The 20177-nt window shown below is 65.2% G+C and carries 23 protein-coding genes and 1 pseudogene; 13 read left to right on the forward strand and 11 right to left on the reverse strand.

Going from position 1 to position 20177, the window contains the following annotated elements; all coding sequences use genetic code 11:
• Positions 1–95: 95 nt before the first annotated feature.
• Entirely contained in the window at positions 96–1409 is a 1314-nt protein-coding gene (locus AC4D14_RS17775; protein ID WP_490904006.1) for an FAD-dependent oxidoreductase, read from the forward strand.
• Here the strand turns inward: AC4D14_RS17775 and AC4D14_RS17780 are convergent.
• The 6 genes from AC4D14_RS17780 to AC4D14_RS17805 form a co-directional block, all read right to left on the reverse strand.
• Positions 1406–1546 carry a hypothetical protein gene (locus AC4D14_RS17780; protein WP_490904007.1) on the reverse strand — a complete coding sequence of 47 codons (141 nt, stop codon included), beginning with the start codon at positions 1544–1546 and terminating at the stop codon, positions 1406–1408. The two genes, AC4D14_RS17775 and AC4D14_RS17780, sit on opposite strands and share 4 nt — an antisense overlap.
• Positions 1547–1916: 370 nt before the next feature.
• Positions 1917–2579, reverse strand: a complete 663-nt coding sequence (locus AC4D14_RS17785; RefSeq protein ID WP_490904008.1) for an arsenate reductase ArsC — start codon at positions 2577–2579, stop codon at positions 1917–1919.
• Between the two features lie 37 nt (positions 2580–2616).
• The gene (locus AC4D14_RS17790; protein ID WP_490904009.1) at positions 2617–3993 is read right to left on the reverse strand and encodes an FAD-dependent oxidoreductase; all 1377 of its coding nucleotides are present in this window, start codon (positions 3991–3993) and stop codon (positions 2617–2619) included.
• Positions 3994–4045: 52 nt separating this feature from the next.
• The gene (gene trxB, locus AC4D14_RS17795; protein ID WP_490904010.1) at positions 4046–5035 is read right to left on the reverse strand and encodes a thioredoxin-disulfide reductase; all 990 of its coding nucleotides are present in this window, start codon (positions 5033–5035) and stop codon (positions 4046–4048) included.
• 35 nt (positions 5036–5070) lie between these two features.
• Positions 5071–5493 carry an arsenate reductase ArsC gene (locus AC4D14_RS17800; RefSeq protein WP_490904011.1) on the reverse strand — a complete coding sequence of 141 codons (423 nt, stop codon included), beginning with the start codon at positions 5491–5493 and terminating at the stop codon, positions 5071–5073.
• A 195-nt stretch (positions 5494–5688) separates the two neighbouring features.
• Positions 5689–6363, reverse strand: coding sequence for an arsenate reductase/protein-tyrosine-phosphatase family protein (locus tag AC4D14_RS17805; RefSeq protein ID WP_490904012.1), 675 nt, complete (start codon positions 6361–6363; stop codon positions 5689–5691).
• Positions 6364–6408: 45 nt separating this feature from the next.
• Here AC4D14_RS17805 and AC4D14_RS17810 point away from each other — a divergent pair, with 45 nt between their 5' ends.
• Both AC4D14_RS17810 and AC4D14_RS17815 read left to right on the forward strand, forming a co-directional pair.
• On the forward strand, positions 6409–7149 hold the full coding sequence (locus tag AC4D14_RS17810; RefSeq protein ID WP_490904013.1) for an aquaporin: 741 nt from the start codon (positions 6409–6411) through the stop codon (positions 7147–7149).
• A gap of 63 nt (positions 7150–7212) precedes the next feature.
• Positions 7213–7563 carry an ArsR/SmtB family transcription factor gene (locus AC4D14_RS17815; RefSeq protein ID WP_490904014.1) on the forward strand — a complete coding sequence of 117 codons (351 nt, stop codon included), beginning with the start codon at positions 7213–7215 and terminating at the stop codon, positions 7561–7563.
• A gap of 1084 nt (positions 7564–8647) precedes the next feature.
• Here AC4D14_RS17815 and AC4D14_RS17820 read toward each other — a convergent pair.
• The gene (locus AC4D14_RS17820) at positions 8648–9145 is read right to left on the reverse strand and encodes a hypothetical protein (RefSeq protein ID WP_490904015.1); all 498 of its coding nucleotides are present in this window, start codon (positions 9143–9145) and stop codon (positions 8648–8650) included.
• A gap of 259 nt (positions 9146–9404) precedes the next feature.
• On the opposite strand from AC4D14_RS17820, the pseudogene AC4D14_RS17825 reads away from it, so the two are divergent.
• Positions 9405–9947, forward strand: a pseudogene (locus AC4D14_RS17825) (FGGY family carbohydrate kinase); the annotation flags it as partial.
• Positions 9948–9993: 46 nt separating this feature from the next.
• A complete protein-coding gene (locus AC4D14_RS17830) occupies positions 9994–10263 on the forward strand; it encodes a hypothetical protein (protein WP_490904016.1) in 270 nt (89 codons plus the stop codon).
• Positions 10264–10401: 138 nt separating this feature from the next.
• Here AC4D14_RS17830 and AC4D14_RS17835 read toward each other — a convergent pair whose 3' ends face one another.
• The gene (locus tag AC4D14_RS17835) at positions 10402–10530 is read right to left on the reverse strand and encodes a hypothetical protein (RefSeq protein ID WP_490904018.1); all 129 of its coding nucleotides are present in this window, start codon (positions 10528–10530) and stop codon (positions 10402–10404) included.
• Positions 10531–10737: 207 nt separating this feature from the next.
• Between AC4D14_RS17835 and AC4D14_RS17840 the strand changes: the two genes are divergently transcribed.
• From AC4D14_RS17840 to AC4D14_RS17870, 7 genes are all read left to right on the forward strand, one after another.
• Positions 10738–10962, forward strand: coding sequence for a YegP family protein (locus AC4D14_RS17840; RefSeq protein WP_490904019.1), 225 nt, complete (start codon positions 10738–10740; stop codon positions 10960–10962).
• A 165-nt stretch (positions 10963–11127) separates the two neighbouring features.
• The gene (locus tag AC4D14_RS17845; protein WP_490904020.1) at positions 11128–11520 is read left to right on the forward strand and encodes a hypothetical protein; all 393 of its coding nucleotides are present in this window, start codon (positions 11128–11130) and stop codon (positions 11518–11520) included.
• Between the two features lie 425 nt (positions 11521–11945).
• Positions 11946–12383: a DUF7800 domain-containing protein gene (locus AC4D14_RS17850; protein WP_490904021.1), complete on the forward strand. Its 438-nt coding sequence runs from the start codon at positions 11946–11948 to the stop codon at positions 12381–12383.
• A complete protein-coding gene (locus AC4D14_RS17855) occupies positions 12326–13234 on the forward strand; it encodes an alkaline phosphatase D family protein (RefSeq protein WP_490904022.1) in 909 nt (302 codons plus the stop codon). The genes AC4D14_RS17850 and AC4D14_RS17855 overlap by 58 nt, the downstream gene beginning before the upstream one ends.
• A gap of 75 nt (positions 13235–13309) precedes the next feature.
• Positions 13310–13696 (forward strand): hypothetical protein, encoded by a 387-nt coding sequence (locus AC4D14_RS17860; protein WP_490904023.1) that lies wholly within the window; start codon positions 13310–13312, stop codon positions 13694–13696.
• 646 nt (positions 13697–14342) lie between these two features.
• Positions 14343–14474: a hypothetical protein gene (locus tag AC4D14_RS17865; protein ID WP_490904024.1), complete on the forward strand. Its 132-nt coding sequence runs from the start codon at positions 14343–14345 to the stop codon at positions 14472–14474.
• Positions 14475–14771: 297 nt separating this feature from the next.
• Positions 14772–15557 carry a hypothetical protein gene (locus AC4D14_RS17870; RefSeq protein ID WP_490904025.1) on the forward strand — a complete coding sequence of 262 codons (786 nt, stop codon included), beginning with the start codon at positions 14772–14774 and terminating at the stop codon, positions 15555–15557.
• 358 nt (positions 15558–15915) lie between these two features.
• On the opposite strand, the gene AC4D14_RS17875 is transcribed toward AC4D14_RS17870, so the two are convergent.
• The 3 genes from AC4D14_RS17875 to AC4D14_RS17885 all read right to left on the reverse strand — a co-directional run bounded on the left by AC4D14_RS17875 (position 15916) and on the right by AC4D14_RS17885 (position 19137).
• The gene (locus tag AC4D14_RS17875; protein ID WP_490904026.1) at positions 15916–16833 is read right to left on the reverse strand and encodes a sugar phosphate isomerase/epimerase family protein; all 918 of its coding nucleotides are present in this window, start codon (positions 16831–16833) and stop codon (positions 15916–15918) included.
• 723 nt (positions 16834–17556) lie between these two features.
• A complete protein-coding gene (locus AC4D14_RS17880; protein ID WP_490904027.1) occupies positions 17557–18630 on the reverse strand; it encodes an alpha/beta fold hydrolase in 1074 nt (357 codons plus the stop codon).
• Between the two features lie 60 nt (positions 18631–18690).
• Entirely contained in the window at positions 18691–19137 is a 447-nt protein-coding gene (locus tag AC4D14_RS17885; RefSeq protein ID WP_490904028.1) for a VOC family protein, read from the reverse strand.
• A gap of 319 nt (positions 19138–19456) precedes the next feature.
• Here AC4D14_RS17885 and AC4D14_RS17890 point away from each other — a divergent pair, with 319 nt between their 5' ends.
• Positions 19457–20059 (forward strand): TetR/AcrR family transcriptional regulator, encoded by a 603-nt coding sequence (locus AC4D14_RS17890; protein ID WP_490904029.1) that lies wholly within the window; start codon positions 19457–19459, stop codon positions 20057–20059.
• Positions 20060–20177 lie beyond the last annotated feature (118 nt).

The raw sequence follows: 20177 nt of genomic DNA on the forward strand, positions 1-20177 counted from the left end.
ACGGCGACCGGTGGTGCGGCGGGTAGCCCGGTGTGGCCGCGGAGACGTCATCGCCACATCTTGACAGGAACAGCACCACGGGTCAAAATTTTGCTATGCGACTGGATAGCAAAATGAAGGTCGGCATTCTGGGCGCCGGGCCAGCCGGCCTCACGGCCGCTGTAACCCTTCAGCGGTACGCGCCGCCCGGATCGGTCGATATAACCGTGCTCGACCGTTACAACAGCACCGCGGATTACCCGGGCGTCGAGTACGGCATCCAGGCCCGCGCAATGCGAGCCCTACACCGGGTACGGGCCGACGATGCGGCCCGGCGCCGCGGTAACCCCGTCGACCGGATCGAGTTCTACAACAGGCACGGTCACCGGCAGCTGGCGCTGCGAGTCGACCCGCGGTGGTCGATCGGTGTGTTGCGCCGGGAATTCCTCGCGGATCTAGCGTCCCTGAGCGCCGCACCGCTGCTTCGGGGACACGACGTCAACGCCATCGTGGCGGCCGACGGTGGACGAAGGGTCGAAGTCACCTTCGCGGATGGTCAGCCCGCCCGCCGCTTCGATCTGCTCGTTGCTGCCGACGGTGTGCAATCCGTCGCCCGCAGGCAGTTTTTCCCCGCTGACGCGGTGACCCACGACCGCGGCTTCAGCACCATCTACCTGCTGGTCGACGCTACAAAAGCACCGGACGGCAATATGCCGCCCGGATTTTCCAGCAGTGCCAACGGCCACACGATTCGTTTCATGCGGGGCTCCTTCGCCACCGCCGTCTGGTTCCCTGCGGGCAACGGCCGACTGACACTGGCGCTTGGTCTCGATCACGCCACACGCGCACACATCTGGGTTTCACAAGGGCTCCCGCCCGATGCTGCCTGGCAGAATCTCTCGGGCGCGCAGCGGCGGTCCCTCGCCCGGCGGATCGCAGCGGACGTTCCCGGACCTGGCGGCCTGGTTCTGCAGGCACTCGACCTCGTCGAAGATTGGGTCAGCCCGGACGTCTACCTGTGGTCAATGCGCGACAGCGATCCGCTGGCCCAGCCCTACACCGCTGGCCTGCCCGTCGTCCTGCTCGGTGATGCCGCCCACGCGTTTCTGCCCACCATTGGCATGGGCGCCAGCCTTGCCATCGAAGACGCCGAGATCTTTTCCGGCATCCTGGCACGTCACCTGACCGGCGGCGGAAGCCTCGATGAACTCCACACCAGGGTCCTGCAACGCTTCGGGGACCATCGGCGGGGCGTATGGCTGGACCTCATGACTCGAGCGCGTGATGCCGTGACGAACTGGCGGCACGAAACCGTCGAGCAGGGATTCGTTCTCTCACCATTTGTACCCACCCGCGCAGGGTCCGCCCTCGTGCGCGGCTACGAGCAGCTTCGCGGCCGCACCCTCACCCCTACCGACCACGCCGCCTAGATGGAATCGGCCATGAGCACCGGGGTAATCGACCGGGCGTCAAGCTCCTCGCCCAGTCCGAATCGCACCGATCGGTGCTGGCCCACGGCAACCGCGGTGCCGGGGTACGTCGCCGGATCCTGAGCTGAGCCCCGCACGGACTACGCCCCTCTCACGTCCCCCTTTCTAACCCCGACGAATTGGATCCAGCGTCCTCTGGGAGAGGGTGACCCCTCGGGCCAGATCGCATGCATCCGCGAACGTCTAGCGGACCAGTGACTCAACAACCCAGGCGAAAGAGTGTGACGGGCTCGGAGTGTTCGTTGGGGAGGTCGATGCCCAGTTCGGACAGGAATCCACCGCGTGGGGATTCAGGGAGTCACCCGGGTCATGCCGGCGGAGTGGACGGTGATGGAGCCCCCTGCGGGATGATTGATCAGGCCCGCGGCGGGCTGGGGTCAGCCACCGTTCCTGCGGCATACAAGGAGCACCGCCGGGGGTGTATGCGTGGGCAGGGTGTTGCCCGGGTCATCCGCGCGGTGGTTCCTGAGAGAGTGAGTGGACCAAGATTTTTACCCGGTCGTGGATCCGGTCCCGAATGTCCCGGACGGTTTCGGGGTTTTGTCCAGCCGGGTCCGGGAGGTCCCAGTCCTCGTAGCGTTTTCCAGGGTAGATGGGGCATGAATCGCCGCAGCCCATGGTGATCACCACGTCGGCGGCGCGCACGACGTCGTCAGTGAGGGGCTTGGGGTAGTTCCGGGACAGGCCGAGCCCCATCCCGGACATGACGGCCACGACCGCCGGGTCGAGTTCGGCCGCCGGCATCGACCCGGCGGAGCGGACCTTGATCCTGCCCCTGGCCTCCACAGCGAGCAGGGCCGCGGCCATTTGGGAGCGTCCGGCGTTCTGCACGCAGACGAACAGGACCTCGGGTACCTCGGAGGCGAGAGCTCCCTTAGATTTGGCCAGGGCGTTGAGCCGGTCACTGGCGAAGTGCTCGGTGGTGGCAGGCAGGAACGTGGTGATTCTCGCGGTGCGGGCCAGGGCGGTGTAGGACTCGAAGACGTAGCGTTCGACGGTTTCGGCGGCGAAAACTCCGGTGAACCTTTCGCCGAGGCGGGCGCTGATCCGCTGTAGGACCTCGGTGTTGTCCTGCAGTCCCAAGCGGCTTGTTTCGTGGTGATCAGTCATGGCGAAGCTCCGAGGGTAGGTTGGATCCGGATGGGGTTCAGTTGCTGCCGGTGCGGCCGTGGGAGAGCCCGGTGGGGAATCCGATCAGGACGGTCTCCGGCTCGGTGCAGCAGCCGGTCTCTTCGTCGACCGGCGTGGCGGCGGCGGGAACCTCGCAGCTGGTGCCGGCGTCCGTGGAGCAGACACCGGTTTCAGGGAGTTCGAGGTGGACGGTGTCGACGGCGTGGCGGTCCCCGGCCAGGGCGGCTGCCACGGAGCGGACCTGTTCGTACCCGGTGGCCAGCAGGAAGGTCGGGGCTCTGCCGTAGGACTTCATGCCCACGAGGTAGAAGTCCTTTTCGGGGTGGGCAAGTACGCTGGCGCCGTGCGGGGGGACGGTGCCGCAGGAGTGAAACTCCGGATCGATCAGCGGGCCCAACTGCACCGGGGCTTCCACGGCCGGGTCCAGGTGGAGCCGTAGTTCACGCAGCATGCCCAGGTCGGGGCGGAAGCCCGTGCAGGGCACCACGATGTCCACCTCGAGGGTGCGCCCGTCGATGGCTGTAACGCTCACCCCGGAGTCGGTGGGTGTGAGGGAGGCGATGCCGAAGCCGGCATGCAGTTCGATCCTGCCGGCCTCCACGAGGCGCCGCAGGCGTGATCCGAGCTGGCCGCGGGCGGGCAGCCCATCCGCGGCCCCGCCGCCGTAGACCTTCTCGGCGGACGCACTTCGCACGGCCCACAGGATTCGGGTGGCCGGGTCGTCCCTGGCCAGGTCCGCAAGGCTGATCAGGGTGTTCGCGGCGGAGTGGCCGGCCCCGACGACCAGGACGCGGCGGCCGGCGAACGAGGCACGCTCCCGGCCGGCGACATCCGGAAGCGGCGCCGAGATCCGGTCCGCTGCGGCGTCCTCTCCGGGGGCGGGCAGGCCGGAGGTGCCCAGCGGGTTCCGGGTGGACCAGGTGCCGGAGGCATCAATAACCGCCGCGACCGTGTAATCCCGGGTTCCCCCGTTCTGGTGTTCGACGCGGACGGTGAACGGTGTGGTGTCACGGTTCCGGGTAGAGGTTTTGTCCATGCCGGCCCGGGTGACCGCAACTACCCGGGCGCATGTCTGCAGCCGGGAGCTGATCGCCGGCAGTGCGGCCAGGGGTGTGAGGTAGTGATCGATCAGTTCCCCGCCGTAGGGCACTGCTGTCGCCCGCGGGGGCACCCAGCCCGAGGCCTCCAGCAGCCGGGTAGCGGCGGCGTCAATGTTGTACCGCCAGGGGGAGAAAAGCCGGATGTGCCTCCACTGTTCGATGGCGGCCCCGGCTGCGGCCCCGGCTTCAAAGATTAACGATTCGAGGCCGCACTCCAGCAGGTGGGCCGCGGCTGCCAGGCCGACGGGCCCGGCCCCGATCACTGCGACGGGCAGCGTGTTCGGTGATTCCACGGGTCCTCGATCTTATCCAACGGCGGGGCGGTTGTCGGCGGTCTGGTGGCGCTTAGGCGTGGGTGGGTTCTTCCACCAGTGCGGTGGCGATACTGTCCGCGTCATCGAGCGCGGCGAGGTAGCGTTCGGCGTCCAGGGCTGCCGCGCATCCGGTTCCGGCGGCGGTGATGGCCTGGCGGTAGCGGTGATCCACCGCGTCTCCGCAGGCGAACACGCCGTTCAGGTTGGTGACGGTGGTGGGTGCGTCGACCCTGATGTAGCCCTCGGCGTCCAGCTCCACCTGTCCGGCGACCAGCTCGGTGCGCGGGACGTGCCCGATGGCCACGAACAGGCCCGTAGCCGCCTGTTCTCGGGTGTCCCCGGTGCGGGTGTCCGTCAGGGTGACCCCGGTGACCTTGTCCTGTCCGTGGATGGCGGTGACGGCGGAGTTCCAAGAGAAGCTGATCTTGGGGTTGTCCTTGGCCCGCTGGGCCATGATGCGCGAGGCCCGAAGCTCGTCCTTGCGAACCACGACGGTCACGGACTTCGCGAAGCGGGTCAGGAAGGTGGCTTCCTCCATGGCGGAGTCGCCACCGCCGACCACCATGATGTCCTGGTTCCGGAAGAAGAACCCGTCGCAGGTGGCGCACCAGGACACCCCGTGGCCGCTGAGCTTCTTTTCCTCGGGCAGTCCGAGATCCTTGTAGGCCGAGCCGGTGGCGAGAATGACGGCCGGGGCCTCGTAAGTCTGCCCGCCGCCCGTGATGACGCGTTTGAGGTGACCGGCGAGTGCAACCTCGGTGACGTCGTCGAGGATGACCTTCGCGCCGAACCGTTCGGCCTGTTCCTGGAGCCCGCCCATCAGTTCCGGGCCCTGGATACCGCCGGGGAAGCCCGGAAAGTTCTCCACCTCGGTGGTGTTCATCAGGGCACCGCCCGCGGTGACCGACCCGGCCAGGACCAGTGGTTCCAGCCCGGCCCGGGCGGCGTAGATGGCCGCGGTGTACCCGGCGGGGCCGGAACCGATGATGATCAGCTGTTCGGTGGTTGAGGTTGCGCTCACGGGGAGTCTCCTGATGCTCGGGTCGGGGTCGGGCGTTACTTCGCGGCGGGGGTCAAGGAGGCGATGAGTTCTTCGATGCGGCCCCTGATCTCGTCGCGGATCGGGCGCACGGACTCGACACCCTTTCCGGCGGGGTCCTCCAGGACCCAGTCCTCGTAGCGCTTGCCGGGGAAGAACGGGCATTCATCGCCGCACCCCATGGTGATCACGACGTCGGAGTCCTTTACGGCCTCGGTGGTCAGGACCTTGGGGACCTCCGCGGACATATCGATGCCAACCTCGGCCATCGCCTCCACAGCCGCGGGGTTGATCTTCTCGGCCGGTTGGGAACCGGCGGAGCGGACCTCGATGGCCCCCTGAGACAGGCTGCTGAGAAAGGCCGCAGCCATCTGGGACCGCCCGGCGTTATGGACGCAGACGAACAGGACGGAGGGCTTCTGGATGGTATCGGTACTCACTGGGTCTCCTGAGGGTGGTGTGGGATTGGGATGGATTGGTGGTGCTGGTTCATCCGCTCCCCGCACAAACTCATCCGCATTGATGGATGTCGATATACGGAGTATCGAACGATTGATCGATGGTTGTCAATGTAAGCACGTGGCCAGTTCAATGCACCTTCGGGTCGCCGGTGGTGCAGGGTGACTGGGTGGCGATCAGGCTGCGTGGAGGCGGGGTGCGAGGTCATGGACGCGTCGGGAGATGTCGGCGAAGGCGTCTTCGAAGGCTTCCGTGGTGTTGGCCCGCAGCGGATCGGGCACTGACCAATGGATCCCCCGCAGGGTGGGAAGTTCCTCGTGGGCGTTATCGCAAACCGTCACGATGAAGTCCCCGTCCCCGGCGACCCGGTCCAGGCCCTGCGGGGGGCGCTCCTGGAGGTCGAGCCCGTGCCGGCGGGCGGCCTCGAGGGCGCCCTCGGCGATGCGCTCCGCCGGGCGTGTTCCGGCCGAGGCCGACGGAATCTCGCTCACCTGCTGCCAGAGGGCGGCCGCGAGCTGGGACCGGGCGCTGTTGCGGGTGCAGACAAAGAGCACCCGCCGCGCTGCGTGCCCGGCTCCGGGAACCAGGCCCTCCAGGGCACCGGAGGCAAGCCGGATGTAGCTGCGGCGCCGGTCGGCCTCCGAACGGTGCCGCGTCACCAGGCCCGCCTCCTCCAGGGAGCGCAGGTGATGGGCCAGCAGGTTCGAAGGCATCACCAGCTCGGCCTGCAGCTCCGTTGGGGACAAGTCCCCCAGCGTCAGCAGGTCGACGATGCGCAGCCGCGCCGGATCGGCGAGGGCGGCGTGCCGGGCGGCCCGCCGGCGCAGTGCCTCTACTGGTTCAGTGCTCATTGACTCAACTTTGACTGAGCTATTCGAATCCGTCAAGCTGGTGCCATGACCTCACCTTTGCCGCCGTTGTGGCGCCGCGCCCTGGCCGAGTTCCTCGGCACCAGCCTGCTTGTGATGACCGTGGTCGGATCGGGGATCGCCGCCCAGCAGCTCTCCCCCGACGACGTCGGGCTGCAGCTGCTCCAGAACAGCACCGCCACCGTGCTGGGTCTGACCGTTCTCATCCTGATTTTCGGCCCGGTCAGCGGTGCGCACTTCAACCCGGTGGTATCCCTTGTCGACTGGGTCCTGGGCCGACGCCGGCGCACCGGGCTGACCCTGCCCGGGCTGGGCGTCTACGTCCTGACCCAGACGCTGGGCGCCATCGGCGGCAGCGTCAGCGCGAACGCCATGTTCGAGGCGGGGACCTCCCTCTCGACCACCCACCGGGCCACCGGCGGACACCTGCTGGGCGAGGTCGTGGCCACCGCAGGGCTGATGCTGCTGATCTTCTCCCTGGCCGCCACCAAACGCGGCGCCCTTGCCGCCCCGGCGGTCGGCGCCTACGTCGGGGCCGCCTACTGGTTCACCTCCTCCACATCCTTCGCCAACCCCGCCGTGACGGTCGGCCGGATCTTCACCGACACCTTCGCCGGCATCGCCCCGGGTTCGGTCCCCGGCTTCGTCGCCGCGCAGCTCATCGGCGCCGCAGCAGGCCTGGTGCTGGTCCTGGCCCTGTTTCCTTCCGCTTCCGACACCGCGGACGACGCCGTGCTTCCCCATGACGGTCAACTGACCAGAAACTGACTCCCCTGCAGGGCCGCAGATAGTGACCGACATTGATGTGCATCGATACGCCATAATGGGTGCATGAACCCTCAGCCCGCCCTCGCTCCGGCCCCCGGCGAAGCAACGTGCAACCCGGCGGGGCCCTCTGCCCTGGATGCCGCCGAGGCGAAGGAGCGGGCAGTGGTCTTCAAGGCATTGGCCGATCCGAACCGGCTCCGTCTGCTCTCCATGATCAAGGCGGCACCTGCCGGGACGGTTTGCGTCTGTGACCTGACCGACCCGCTGAACCTGACCCAGCCCACCGTGTCCCACCACCTGAAGGTCCTTCTCGAAGCGGGCCTGCTGCAGCGTGAGAAGCGCGGCATCTGGGCCTACTTCTCCCTCACCCCCGGTGCCCTGGACGACATCGTCGGCAGCCTCGCACAGCTATGACCGCGGCAGCAGTCCGCCCAATGCGGGGTTGATGCTTCGGCAGAGCTGCCCGGCTAGGAGGATGGTCAGGTCAAAGAATCCTCACCCAAGTCATGCAGCTACCCCGCCGCTCCCCATGAAGTAGTAAGAACGCCCAAACCGGGTTTCGCGACAGAAAGGCGGCACCCAGCCCCCGGGAAAACTCCAAAACAGCCACCAGAACCGGCACCCGGACCGCAGAATTGGGTCGGCTGTCCACAGTCAGAGAGCAAAAAGGTCTCTGACTTGGGAAAACATGTGCCCGAAGTGGGACTCGAACCGGACACTCGGCCCCGGAAATCCCGCCACTCTCCCGAAAACATCCGCAATCCGGCCCAAACCGGCACCGGTACGGCCCAGTCCGAGACCCAAAGTGTGGACACTGTCCACACTGGGGCGACACGGACCAGGAGGCCGAGCGGGCCAACGGGACACCTTCCGCTACACCAACGCCGCCCCGCAGGCGGCCCGGGTCAATCAGGTCCTGGAACTGTGGGGGGTCTAAAGTCCTACCTGCTGAACGATGCCGCCGATCACCGCCGGTGGGCGTCATAGACTCGGCTGACGCCGAGCGAGGGTGCCATGCCGAACGAAAAGAGTCCCCAGCAGCACAGGGAAGAGCAACTCATTTTCGAGATCCGTGACCGGCTGGGACGTCGAGCTCCTCGAAAAATCAGCTGCTCCGCGCCCCGATGGCTACATGATGGAGTTCTTCGTGACTGCCTAAGTCAGTCCGGTCGGGCTGCTCCTCTACTGCTTCCGTATCTCCTAGGGGTGTTGTCACTGTGCAGTCGGAGGCAAATGCGAGGGATTTGATCAGTCAGGCATACCCAACCTGACACGAAGAACTGCTCGCAACCGCCCAAGAAACACCTACGGCCCTGAACGTCCAGCAGGGTAGGGCGGCCGCACGAGGACGGAGTCGGGCGTTCTGCGAGTGGACGGACCAGGTTATACCGGGCCCGGACTTCTCCTATCTGGGAACGGCAGCGGACAGGCATCGCCCGGTCCCGGCAGCACGGCGTCGACATGGAGCGCTGGTTCGCGGATACGACTGAGCTTTGGGTTAGCGCAGAATTTCGACGAGCGCGACCCAGGAGAAGATGACGGCGCCGATCAGTGCCACGATGGTGGCCAGGGCCACCACGAGCATGCCTGCGGGAACCGATAGTACGAGCAGCACGCCGCCCACGAAGTAGATAACGAGAGGCATCACGAATGATGCGATGTGCTGGGTGTCCCAATCCCGTCGGCGCTCGGGGCTGCCGTCCTGCAGGATCGCCCTGCCTGCCAGGGCCGCGACCACCCCTCCAGCGAGGGCACCGGCCAGGACCTCGGTTCCGAACACCCACAGCGGCTGGTCCGGGATGAGCGCGACGCACGCCAGGACCACACCAAGGATCAGCGCTGAGATGGCCGCTCCGGCTCGTGCGGCCAGGCCGCGCGATTCCACGATTTGTTTGATGTTCACGGATAGGGCCACGATAAGCAGCCCGCCGAGCGCTGCGCCGGCTCCGGCGATTGCGACGTTGAACTCCGCCCACGAGGTCAGCACCGTTTCCATGGAATCAGAGTATCGACAGGCCCGCGGCGGCGGAAGACGCCCTCGGGGCAGGGCCGGCATGCCCGTATCACCCGGACTATGGGCATACCGGCGGAACGGCGTGATGTGTTGCCGGGGTAGGCCGGTGCCCAGCCCGCCCGGCAACACCGTGAGTGAGCCGCGCGCTCATAATGGGACCATGAACGATGGGGACTTGGCCGGATCAGCAGGGCAGCCGCAGGCGACCGGGCCGCGGGCCGTCAGTGCGCCGGGAACCTTCTCCGGTGATCTCATCGCCCGGCCCTCCAGCTACCGCGACGAACGCAGCAGGACTGCCGTGGCCCGGGTTCACCGGGAACTGGACCCGGGCCGGCTCTACACCACCACCGGGTCGCAGTTCCTACCCTTCAACACCATCTACCAACTGGCCGCCGAGCCTGACTGTGACGGCCTTCAGGCCCTGCTCATCCCGGACCTGTTCGCCTTCATGCTGACGGGCCAGCGCCGGACCGAAGCCACCAACGCCTCCACCACAGGCCTCTTCGACGCCATCGCCGGTCAGTGGGCCACCGAATTCTTCGCCGCCCTGGAGCTGCCGGAGAACCTTTTCCCACCGCTGATTCGGCCCGGCGAAACCATCGGCACCCTGCTCCCCGCCATAGCCGAGCGCACTGGTCTCCCGGCAGCAACCCCGGTGGTCGCTGTCGGATCGCACGACACCGCCTCCGCCGTCGCCGGGGTACCGGCCGAGACGGATGACTTCGCCTACATTTCCTGCAAGATCCAGCAGATGTGCGGCCTCCGTGTCCCTTTCGATGTCATGCCAGCGGTAGGGCACATGATTGCGGGGCAAGGAATGTCTTGATCTCGTGGCGACGGTCCGACCAGCGGGCGCCAATCACCCGCACATCGGATGTGTGATCGGTATTAGCCCGACGCCAGTCATCGAGCAGGTCATCCACCACCGGATACAGCCGCTCAGCGGGCGGATCCCAAGGTTTGAGCAGGTAATGATCAAGCCCGATGTCATTAATCGCTTTGATTGCGACATCGGTGTCCGCGTAAGCCGTGAGAAGGAGGAGCTTCGCCCCTGGAGCATGCGTCCGCGCGCGCTCCATCAACTCGATCCCCGTCAGTGAGTCTATGGGTCCGCCGAACGCGTTGGTGGACCCAAACCTGTCACGGTCAGGTGCAATCGGCGCATGCTCAGGTCGTGGCTTTCCAGGTGAGGACCGATGCTCCTGCTTTCATTGCTGGTCCGGCGGGCACCATCCTCATCATGGTGTTGCGAACACCGATGCTGATCCTGCTTTCAAGATCAGCTCCGACTTGCCCAGCGCTTCGTGATTGGCGGACCATCTTCTGGGTGCGAGGGCGGCGACGAGACGGGCAGCTTCTTCGGTCATGCGCCCCTTCGCGCGTCTCTTCGCGCGTTCAGGCCCCCCGGCGGGGGTTACTCGCTAGTACGAGTTGATGTCGTTACGCTACAGGGGTGGTTGGGGTCACATTTAGGGGGTTTGTCCCGTTACCGGGCCGACTGGCAGGTGACGGTGAGCCCCGGACTAAATGACGAGCCCGAGCGGTCCTTGCTCGGGCGATCACAGGAGGTAGCCATGGCCGGAACGTTCGAGCTTTTTTATGACGGAGGCAATTCCTTCGGGTTCAGGTTGAAGGCTCCCGACGGGGAAGTCGTAGCCATATCGGGGCAGTTCTCTAATAAGGCCTTGGCCGTCGAGGGGATCCGTGTCGTCCGTGAGTGCGCCGGAATGGGTCTAATCGCGGACCTTTGCCCACCGATTCTTCATGAAGCAGTGGTGGAGAAGCCGGGCCCCTCTTGAGATCTGTCCGTCGGACACGATCGGCCCACCTGTGAATGGTCCGCTAACAACCGCGGCTTAGACCTTCGCTGCTGCCGCCCCGGAGAATGTCAATCTGCTCGGCTACGACTGTGGCAGGGTCAATTCCGCCGATCCTCGCACTACCTGGGCATCTCAGGAGTTGTGGTGACCTCGAGCAAGACTGAGCAGCACAAACCGGGCCCGGACGAACTACTGATAATGAAAAAGGGATTCATGAAAAAGTCAGGACAGCTCCATTTCCGCGAGGTAGAACTTCCCGTGTGTCAGATCGATGACAATTGGGACACGGACATTCCTGCGGACCTCATAGCGGTACGGCAACATGTGGTGTCGTTGGAGCACGAACGGACCACGCTGGCCCAGACGGTCCAATACGCGCACCGGAACCTTCAAACAGAGTCCTACAGCCAGGACAATGGTCAACGGATGCTCTCGGCCGCCGTACTGGACCTCGACAGACTCGACCGATCACTTTCCCGGGCGCGCCTCGCTCAAGCAACGCTCGAAAACCCTGCGGCAGCTCAAAGGATTAGATAGCTGCAAACCCTCGAACCCCTGAGCCGCACAAGGTCCCGGCAAGTTCAGGGAACGGCGCACATCGCGTCGACCTCAACGAATGTTTTTCCGAATCCCACCCGTGGGGTGCTACGGGTGAACACGGCGCCGGCGTCGAACTCGACGGGCACCTTAAACGTATCAAGCGCAGGTGTCCGCCAACCTTCACGCCCGGGTGGGTAGGACCGCCATCTTCAGGGCCGGCAGGACGGCTTGTTCAGGATCGCCCTGCGACTTGCCAGATCGTTCTGGCCGTTTGATTCGAGATCACCGACCGCGTCAACTTAGCCGGCATGACCGCTTGCTCCGTACGGCGTTGCGCAGAAACCGCATCACGCTCGTTCAGGCTCGCGCCCTCAGCCACTGAATAGCAACGGGGCCTGCGGGCCGAAGGGTAAAACATGCGTATGACACCAACTCCCCTGGTCCTTGGCCCCATACTGCGGTACGTCGACGAAACCTCGGCAAGTATCTGGGTGGAGGTCGGCACCGCGGCACGCGTCGTCGTCCGGGCCGCCCAGCGATCCTGGGAAGCACGCACGTTCGCGGTCCACGGGCACCATTACGCGCTCGTCGAGGTGGACGGACTCGAGCCGGGAAGCGTCACCTCCTACACGGTGGAGATCAACGGACAGCAGGCCTGGCCGGACCCGGGATCGGTTCCCGAATTCCCGCCCTCGAGCATTGCGACACGCACCCCGGGGAAGCCCCTGCGACTGGCCTTCGGGTCCTGCCGCACGAGCGTCCCTACACCAAGGAGGGCAACCGGACCCACGGCATCGATGCCATGCGTGCGTACGCGCTCAACCGGACAAAGGACGACAGTTCACCGCGGCCGGACCTGATTCTTTTCCTCGGCGACCAGGTATACGCCGATTCCACCAGTGAGGAGATGCAGCAGTTCATCCGCGGGCGGAGGGACATCGAGGAGGAGCCCGGCGCCGAGCTGAAGGACTACGAGGAGTACGCCCACCTGTACAACCTGGCCCGGTCCGACAGTGCCAACCGCTGGTTGCTGTCCACCCTTCCCAGTGCCATGATCTTCGACGACCACGACATCCGCGATGACTGGAACGCCTCCACCTCCTGGAAGCAGGAAATGGAGGCCACCTCCTGGTGGCAGGACCGGATCGTCGCGGGCCTGGCGTCGTACTGGGTGTACCAGCACCTCGGCAACATGTCACCGGACCGGCGCGCCGAGGACCGCAACTGGCAACGGATCGTCAACCATCACGACGCCGCCGAGCTCGACCTGAGCGAGGAGCTCGACGCCTTCGCCGACCGGGCGGACAAGGACCCGGCCAGCTACCGCTGGAGCTACTGCCGCGACTTCGATGACTCGCGCCTGATCGTGGTCGACTCCCGCGGATCCCGCGTGCTGACACCCGATGCGCGGGCCCTGCTCACCGAGGAGGAGACGGCGTGGCTGGATCACAGGATGGTGGGCGGATTCCGGCACCTGCTGGTGGGAACCTCGCTGCCGTTCCTCCTGCCGCTGGGGCTGCATCACATCGAGTCGTGGGACGAGGCCCTCGCACAGGGTGCGTGGGGCGCGCGGGGCGCACGGCTGGGTGAGAAGCTGCGGCAGGCATGGATCTCGAACACTGGGCCTCCTTCCAGAACAGCTTCCGCGCCGTGGCCCTCATGGCGACGGAGGTGGCAGACGGCAACCGGGGCCCGGCACCGGAGACGGTGACCTTCCTGTCGGGAGACGTCCACTTCTCGTACGTCGCGGAAGTGGACAGGACGTCGGGGCAGCCGTATCCTCCAGGTGGTCTGCTCCCCGATCCGTAATCCGCTGCCGCGGCTCCTGCGCTCCTCCACCGCCATCCTCTCCTACGCCGTGGCGGCACCTCTCGGGGCCCTCGTGGCGCGCTCCGTGAAAGTTCCCAACCCACCGTTCCGTTGGCGGAACATCAGGGGCCCGTGGTTCGACAACAACCTCGCATCGCTCGAGGACACCGCGGACGGGCTCACGCTGTCGTGGCAGTCCGGAACGGTGGACGGCGAGGACCATCTCCACCCCCGGCTCAGGCAGGTTGCCGCCATGACAGTGCCGCGGCGTGGGTCCGGGAACATCCCGGGAGGGGAAGCTGTGCCCGAGTCAGCGCTCTCGACGTCCAAGGGCACTCGGGCACGGAGAGGACGGCGACAGTAGGAAATGCCTCCAGCGCCGTGTCCCCCGGTTCGAGCGCATGGGTCTCTAAACCATTCAGTTACTGTTCCACTGGCACTCTCGGCTCACCCTCGGACGACCGCGACTCTCGACTTCGACGAGCAACCAACTCAAGCCACCTTGGCCCGATACAACGGCGAAGGTCTGGATGCGGCAGCGTATGGTGGACAGGTGCTTGGCCTCTTTGGAATGTGTGTCAGATTCAGTGCGCCGTTGCGGACTCTCTGATGGCCGCTCAGCAGCGGCGTCGACTCCTCAGGCAGCGAGAACGCTCCCTTAGAATCGCGATCCTAGTCCTCGCTTCACTATTCGGTCTTGTACTTCTCATCCCTGGCGGAATCGTCGGTTTCGCTTTGGCCAATGAAATCGCTGATCTCCTAGGAAATGTGACCCCGAATCCCCGATTCGCGCAGGAACCTTTTGTTGCTGTTTTTATGGCGGTGATTGTTGCAGTGCCGACACTGCTGGTTCTCGCGGGTGTCTACTACGCCTATTCCAGGTCTAGACGTCAAGCAGGTCTCCAGCGCGACTCGGTGCCTCTCTTGGTGCTCTTCAGCCCGTCGGCTGCATTCGTGTTCTATGCCGCTGCCTCTGCTCTTCTATCCTAGAACTTCCCGAAGGACACACAATGAAGTCCGAACGCAAGGTCACAGCCAATGACCTCGATGACGGAATCATCAAGGGCGACTTAGCGCCGCCAGGGGGCACCGCAACAGCGACAGGCTCCCTGAAGGAGATGTGGGCCGGCTGGATCGACTGAAGTTCACTCACCGGTCCTGCCAAGCCGGCACTGCCCAACGCGACTTCAGTGAGCCCCCGCGACCCGTATGCGGCCCCTGCATCCAGTGCAGCGGTTGGGCTACCCTCACCGGGCTTTTTCTCGGGCGAGGTATACGCGACTCGGCGATACCCAATTTCAAACGGCAATTGCAGTGACAGCCCACCTCGAAAGCAGTGTCGCGGTGGTGGAACGGCTAGCCGGCGCTCTATATATGCAATCCGTGTCGCCAGAAGCAGAAACCGAGCGGATGTCACTTCGTCGCGAGACAATGATGCAGTGGGGGCTGAAGACATGAGGCGCGGAGTGCTGGAGCCTGATCCAGCACTTGATGGTTTTCGAGTCCCTGCCACTGACCGCTGCTGGTGGTGTGGTGATGTTGCCACTACCGAGGAGCATCGGATAAAGGCGTCAACGCTTCGGCGGGTGGCGAGAGCTGAAGACGGCACTACAAAGCCGAGCAACGTCTTCAAAATGAGCTCGGACTATCAGAGGTCTCTTCAGACACTCAAGAAGGGCGCCCAGGTCCGCTGGCGCAGGAACATGTGCGCGAGCTGCAACGATTCCAAGAGTCAGACTTTCGACCGCGCATACGACGCCTTCGAGGCGTTCCTCGTCTCGCGTTTCGATGTGATGGCCGATGCAACCCGCTTCAATTGGAAAGACGTATACGGCAAAGACTGGCGGAGCGGCTCCAAGGATCTAGCGCGGTACTTTGCAAAACAGCTCGGATGCATGCTGGCGACGTACGATTTGCCGGTACCGGACGACATCCGAAGATTCCTCAACGGTGCGGCCCGGTGCCCGTCAGTCCGTTTCGAGCTTGCGATCAACCCTGGTGTGGTTCGGTTCATGCGCGCTGAAGGCGCTGGCACAGACATGAGCACATTCGTAGGGTTGCTAGAAGCACCTGCATACCGGACGGGCGAGTCATTCTCCGGTATCGACTATGGCTATCACATCGGCTACCTGAACTTCCTCGCGCACTGGAGAGAGGGCAGGGCTTTCTCGTCATGGTTCGATCATCGAACATGCAAGCTATCTCGACTCGCTGCTGAAGAATAAGCCACCAACGATCCCAAAGCGGCCCTGAGGGATCGTGTACGCGACAAGTCAGCGCGGTGTGTTCCGCGCTGGGATGTCGGTTCCCGCCTTCGATCTGGCCGCCTCTGGCGGTGAACGAACGGGTTTGACCGGTGCTGTTCCCCTCGTTGGCTGGCGGCCAGCCCCCGTCCGGGCTGTCAGTTCCGCGGTGTGGTCAGTTTAGTCGCCCTGTCGGCGGCGGCTTCGCGGATCTTCGTGACCTGCTCGATGTCGGAACGGAGCTCCCGCATCCTGGTCGTGAGGTACATATCGAGCACCGTGTCGAAACATAGGAGTGCGGGGCCTTTCTGCCGCGGGCCGGGCGGCGTGTTGAGCGGGTTCAGGACCGTCGTGCCCCGTCGTGTGGGGGCACCGCGATTCCGGCCGCAGTCAATGCAGCCCTGCTTGTTTCCCCGTCGCGACGGCCCGCCTCTTCCGGTGCCATGGCATTGGCGGCCGCGGAGAAGGTTTCCGGGCCGGCCTGGCGCAGGTTGCCTTTCTCCCGCAGGATCTGCAGGACATCCTGGATGGGAAGTTCGCCGTCGCCGGGGAACATGCGTCCGTTCAGGCCCTCTTCGAGCAGGTTCGCCGCGCTGGGCCCCTTGGTGCCGTCGGTCAGCTGCACGCTCCACAGGTATTCGGCGGGAATCTTCCGCAGGAGTTCGAGATCCAGCCCGCCCTTGTAGAAATGCCAGATGTCGATGGTGAGTCCGGAGTTCGGACTGGCCGCAGTGCGGACGATGTCCCAGGCGGCGGCGAGGGTCTTGACGCCGGTCACCGGCGTGAACTCGAGCTGGACCCGGGCTCCGCGCTCCTGGGCCCGGTCGGCGAACCGGCCGAACCCGTCGGCCAGTGCCTCCAGTTCCAGTCCCTCGGTGCCGTCGAAGCCGGGGAAGGCGAGGATCGTTTCCATTCCGAACGTATCGACCATCGCCAGAATGTCATCGGAGCTGACGTCGAAGCGGTCCTTCAGGGGTCCCTCAAGCCAGGAGGGGTAGCGCACCGGGGCCCAGTCGGTGATCGTGTCGAGGTGGCGCAGCGGAGCACCGGCATCGGCGGCAATGCTCATCATGTCCCGGTCCGACAGCCCAGAAGCCCGGGCCGCCTGGTAACCGTCGGGCGACAGAGCGAAACTTGTGAATCCGCCGGCGGCGGCGGCCCTCACCTGCTCTTCGAACGGGCGCGTCCGGACCGAGGCGGTCCAAAACACGAGGTCGAGAGCAGGGCTGGAGTTCGATTTTGTTACGGAAGTAGTCATCGTGGCAGCTCCTGCGAGGGGTGGTTCATGGGTGAGTATGTTCCGCAGCCGGCGCGACGCTATGCGATGCATCGGCCGCCTTTCCGGCGTCGTTACGTGGCGCGTACCCGCATCTTCCGAGCAGTCTTTTCGTCAAGTCCCGAAACCTTTCATGATCGAGCACGAGTACGGATCGGCCCTCCCTCAGACTCCCACTCCGTCTGCTCCTCAGCAGGGGGGTTTACCAGAGAATTACTCTGGGCATCCGGTGGCGGTGGACGGCGGACGAGACGGCCGACCGCGGCACGGGCTGATGCGGTGAAACGACGGTGCACCGGCGGCGCCCACGTCCAGGCTGTCCGGGATATGGTGGACGCACTCTTCGATGGTGCCCGAGGTCCCATAGTCCCGGCGCACCCGGGCATGCTGATCCGCACCGTCCCGCGGGGCGAAAGCACCGCGGCCTGCGTTGGGGAGGCAGCGGAGATGATCCCTCAGGGCTTTCAGGTTCGCGGTGGCGCGGGGCGATGCCGTACTACTGAATCCGTCGAGCGACCCCGATCGGCTGAGTGGGGCGGCTCCGATCTCTCGTCCCGGTTTCGTTGGGGGGGGGGGGGAAATACGATCTGCCGACGCTGATGTTTGAAGCCGCTGAAGCCGGCGTGGGTGAGGTTGACCGGGATGAACGAGGCCCATCACCGGGATGGTGATGGGCCTCTTGGGCTTGCTGTGGTCCGCCAGTCGTTATTTGGTGTTTCCGTAAGGTGCCAGGAAGTTCTGCAGGACCCTGACCAGTTCCTCGGGTGCCTGTTCGGCGACCCAGTGGCCGGCGCCGGGGATGACGGCGGTCTGCACCTGCGGGGCGGCGGCCTTGATGCCTTCGGCTGCGGCGGGTCCCCAGCTGTTTTCTCCACCGATCCCGAGGACGGGGATGGTCAGCGGGGTCTTGGCGCGTTCGGCGTTCTGAGCGAGGGTGGCGTCCCATGCACGGTAGAGCCCGAAACTGGCGCGCAGAGTGTCCTTGTCGCGGTTGTACTGGTTGATGTAGTACTTGATCGCCTTATTTGGCAGGGTTTCCCCGCCGCCTTGGATCTTGAACTCGTAGCGGTAGAACGCGTCAGCGTTGCTGCGGACCAGATCGGTGATCAGCTCATCGTCGACCCGGTTGAAGGGGATGTGCCAGAGCCGGTTGTTGGTGGCCTCGTCAAGGAACAGCGGCGGGCCCTGGGGGGTGATTCCGGGAGGGCCCGGGATCTCGGCGCCGGCGAAACGCTCGACCCGGTCGCGGTGATCGGCGGCCAGGGCGTAGCCGATGATGTACCCGGTGTCATGGCCGACCACGGAGAACTTCTCATGTCCGAGTTCGGTCATCAGGGCGGCCAGGTCATCGGCGAGGGTCGCCGTGTCGTAGCCGTCGGTTGCCTTTTCGGTCAGGCCGATGCCGCGCTGGTCGACGGCGATCACGGTGTGGTTCTCGGCCAACGGCTGCATCACCGAACGCCATGCTGAGGAATCCTCCGGCCAGCCGTGCACCAGCAGCACCGCCGGACCCTCACCACCGACCACCGCGTGCTGGCGGATGCCGTTGGCCTCGACGAACCTGCTCTCGAAGGTGTCACTGAAGCCTGCAGGCACCTGCTGCTGCCCACTGGTCACCCAGCTCTCCGGTGCGGACTTGGGCTCGGAGGCACCGGCGGAGACGGTGCCGACCACGAGCGCGGCGGCAATACCTGCGGCGGCACCGATCCACCTACGCCGGGCCCGCCGGGCCGGACGCGGCGACGCCGCGTCATGATTTATATCAGATGGGTTGAACATGGAGGTCCCCTTTCATGAGACTCACCGAAGGTAAGGAGTGTTGGTCGTCAGGCTTGACGGTTAGACGCGGCCGGGGAAGCGGGTGGTGATTTCCTGGAGGATGAACTCGTTGCCCTCGGGGTCGTTGAAGATCGCGAAGGAGAAGTAGCTGGCGCGCTCGGGAGCCAGGCCGGGGGTGCGCCCTTCCTTGTTGACACTGGGGATCCCGCCCTGGGCCTCGTGGAAGACCTCGGTGATCTCGATGCCGCGGGCAGCGATGTCGGCGCGGGCCGCCTCGACGTCGTCGACGACCAGGTAGGTGCCGCGGGTGGAGCCGGGGGCGGCGTCGGTGAGGCCGTTGCTGATGATGAAGGAGGCCGCGGATCCGGTGGGGGTGTAGTGCACGGCCCGGAAGCCGCCCTCGCCCTGGATGTCGACGTCAAGGCGCCAGTCGAGCTTGTCGTAGAACGCCTTGGCGCGTGCGACGTCGGAGACGGGAAGGATGATGAGTTCAAGCTTGTAGTCCATGGTTCTGTTCCTGACTGGGTTGTGATGAGTGGTGCACATAGGGTGGTGGGTCGATGCCTTCGGCTGACCAGCGCCGGTTTTGGGCGGTGCGGGCAGTCCGTGCTTGGCGACTGTACTCATAACCGAGTGCACTCATAAACTATTCCCGGGGCTGCGTGCGGCACGGAAGGGTTCAGCATCCATGGGGAGGAAAACGGATCGACCGGCTCGGTCGCGGCCTTGCTGGCGACGGGAGAATGGTTCCCGGTGCTTGCACTCGGCACGATGGGGACTATGCTCAGAATCGAGCACACTCAGAAACTATCCGGGAGGGTCCGTCATGTCTGTCGCCTCTCGGCCGCTGGGCCGGCGCGAACGGAACAAACAGGAGAAGCTGGAACGGATCATCGCCGCGGCCAGCGAACTGTTCGCCGAGCATGGGGTGGACGATGTCACGACCCAGCAGATTGCCGATAAGGCCGATATCGGCACGGGAACCCTTTTCCTCTATGCCAGGAACAAGGGCGAACTCCTGCTGCTGGTGGAGAACGCCACATATGCGGCAGCGCTTGAGCGGGGCCGGGCGGATGCCGAGGCCGCTCCGAATGTGCTGGAGGCGGCTCTTGCCATCGTGCGCCCCATCGTGGAGTGCAACCGTGCCCACGCCGAAAACGGCCGCACGTACCTGCGCGAAATGATCTTCGGGGACCCCAGCGAACCGAATCACGGTGACGCCCTGACCATCATCGCGGAAAGCGAAAAAATCCTCACCGCAGCCGTCCGACGGGACGAACGGTTCGGAGGAGACGATGCCGCAACGGTCGCACGGACCATATCCTCGGTCCTCTTTTTCAGCATGGCGGTCGGCACCAACGCCCCCCTGGGCGTCGAAGGGGTTCTGCAGGATATCCGGCGGCAGCTGGCCCTCGTGCTGCATCGATAGTGCCGCCCTGGCACGCCCTGCGGCTGACCAGACGCAGCCGATCGGGCCAACGGTCATCTGACGGGATCGAAGGGTCGGCCCCGGCTCTGCCGCTCCCCCCAGAAACATCCCGAATCCG

It is taken from the genome of Arthrobacter sp. TJ-254 (assembly GCF_058269175.1).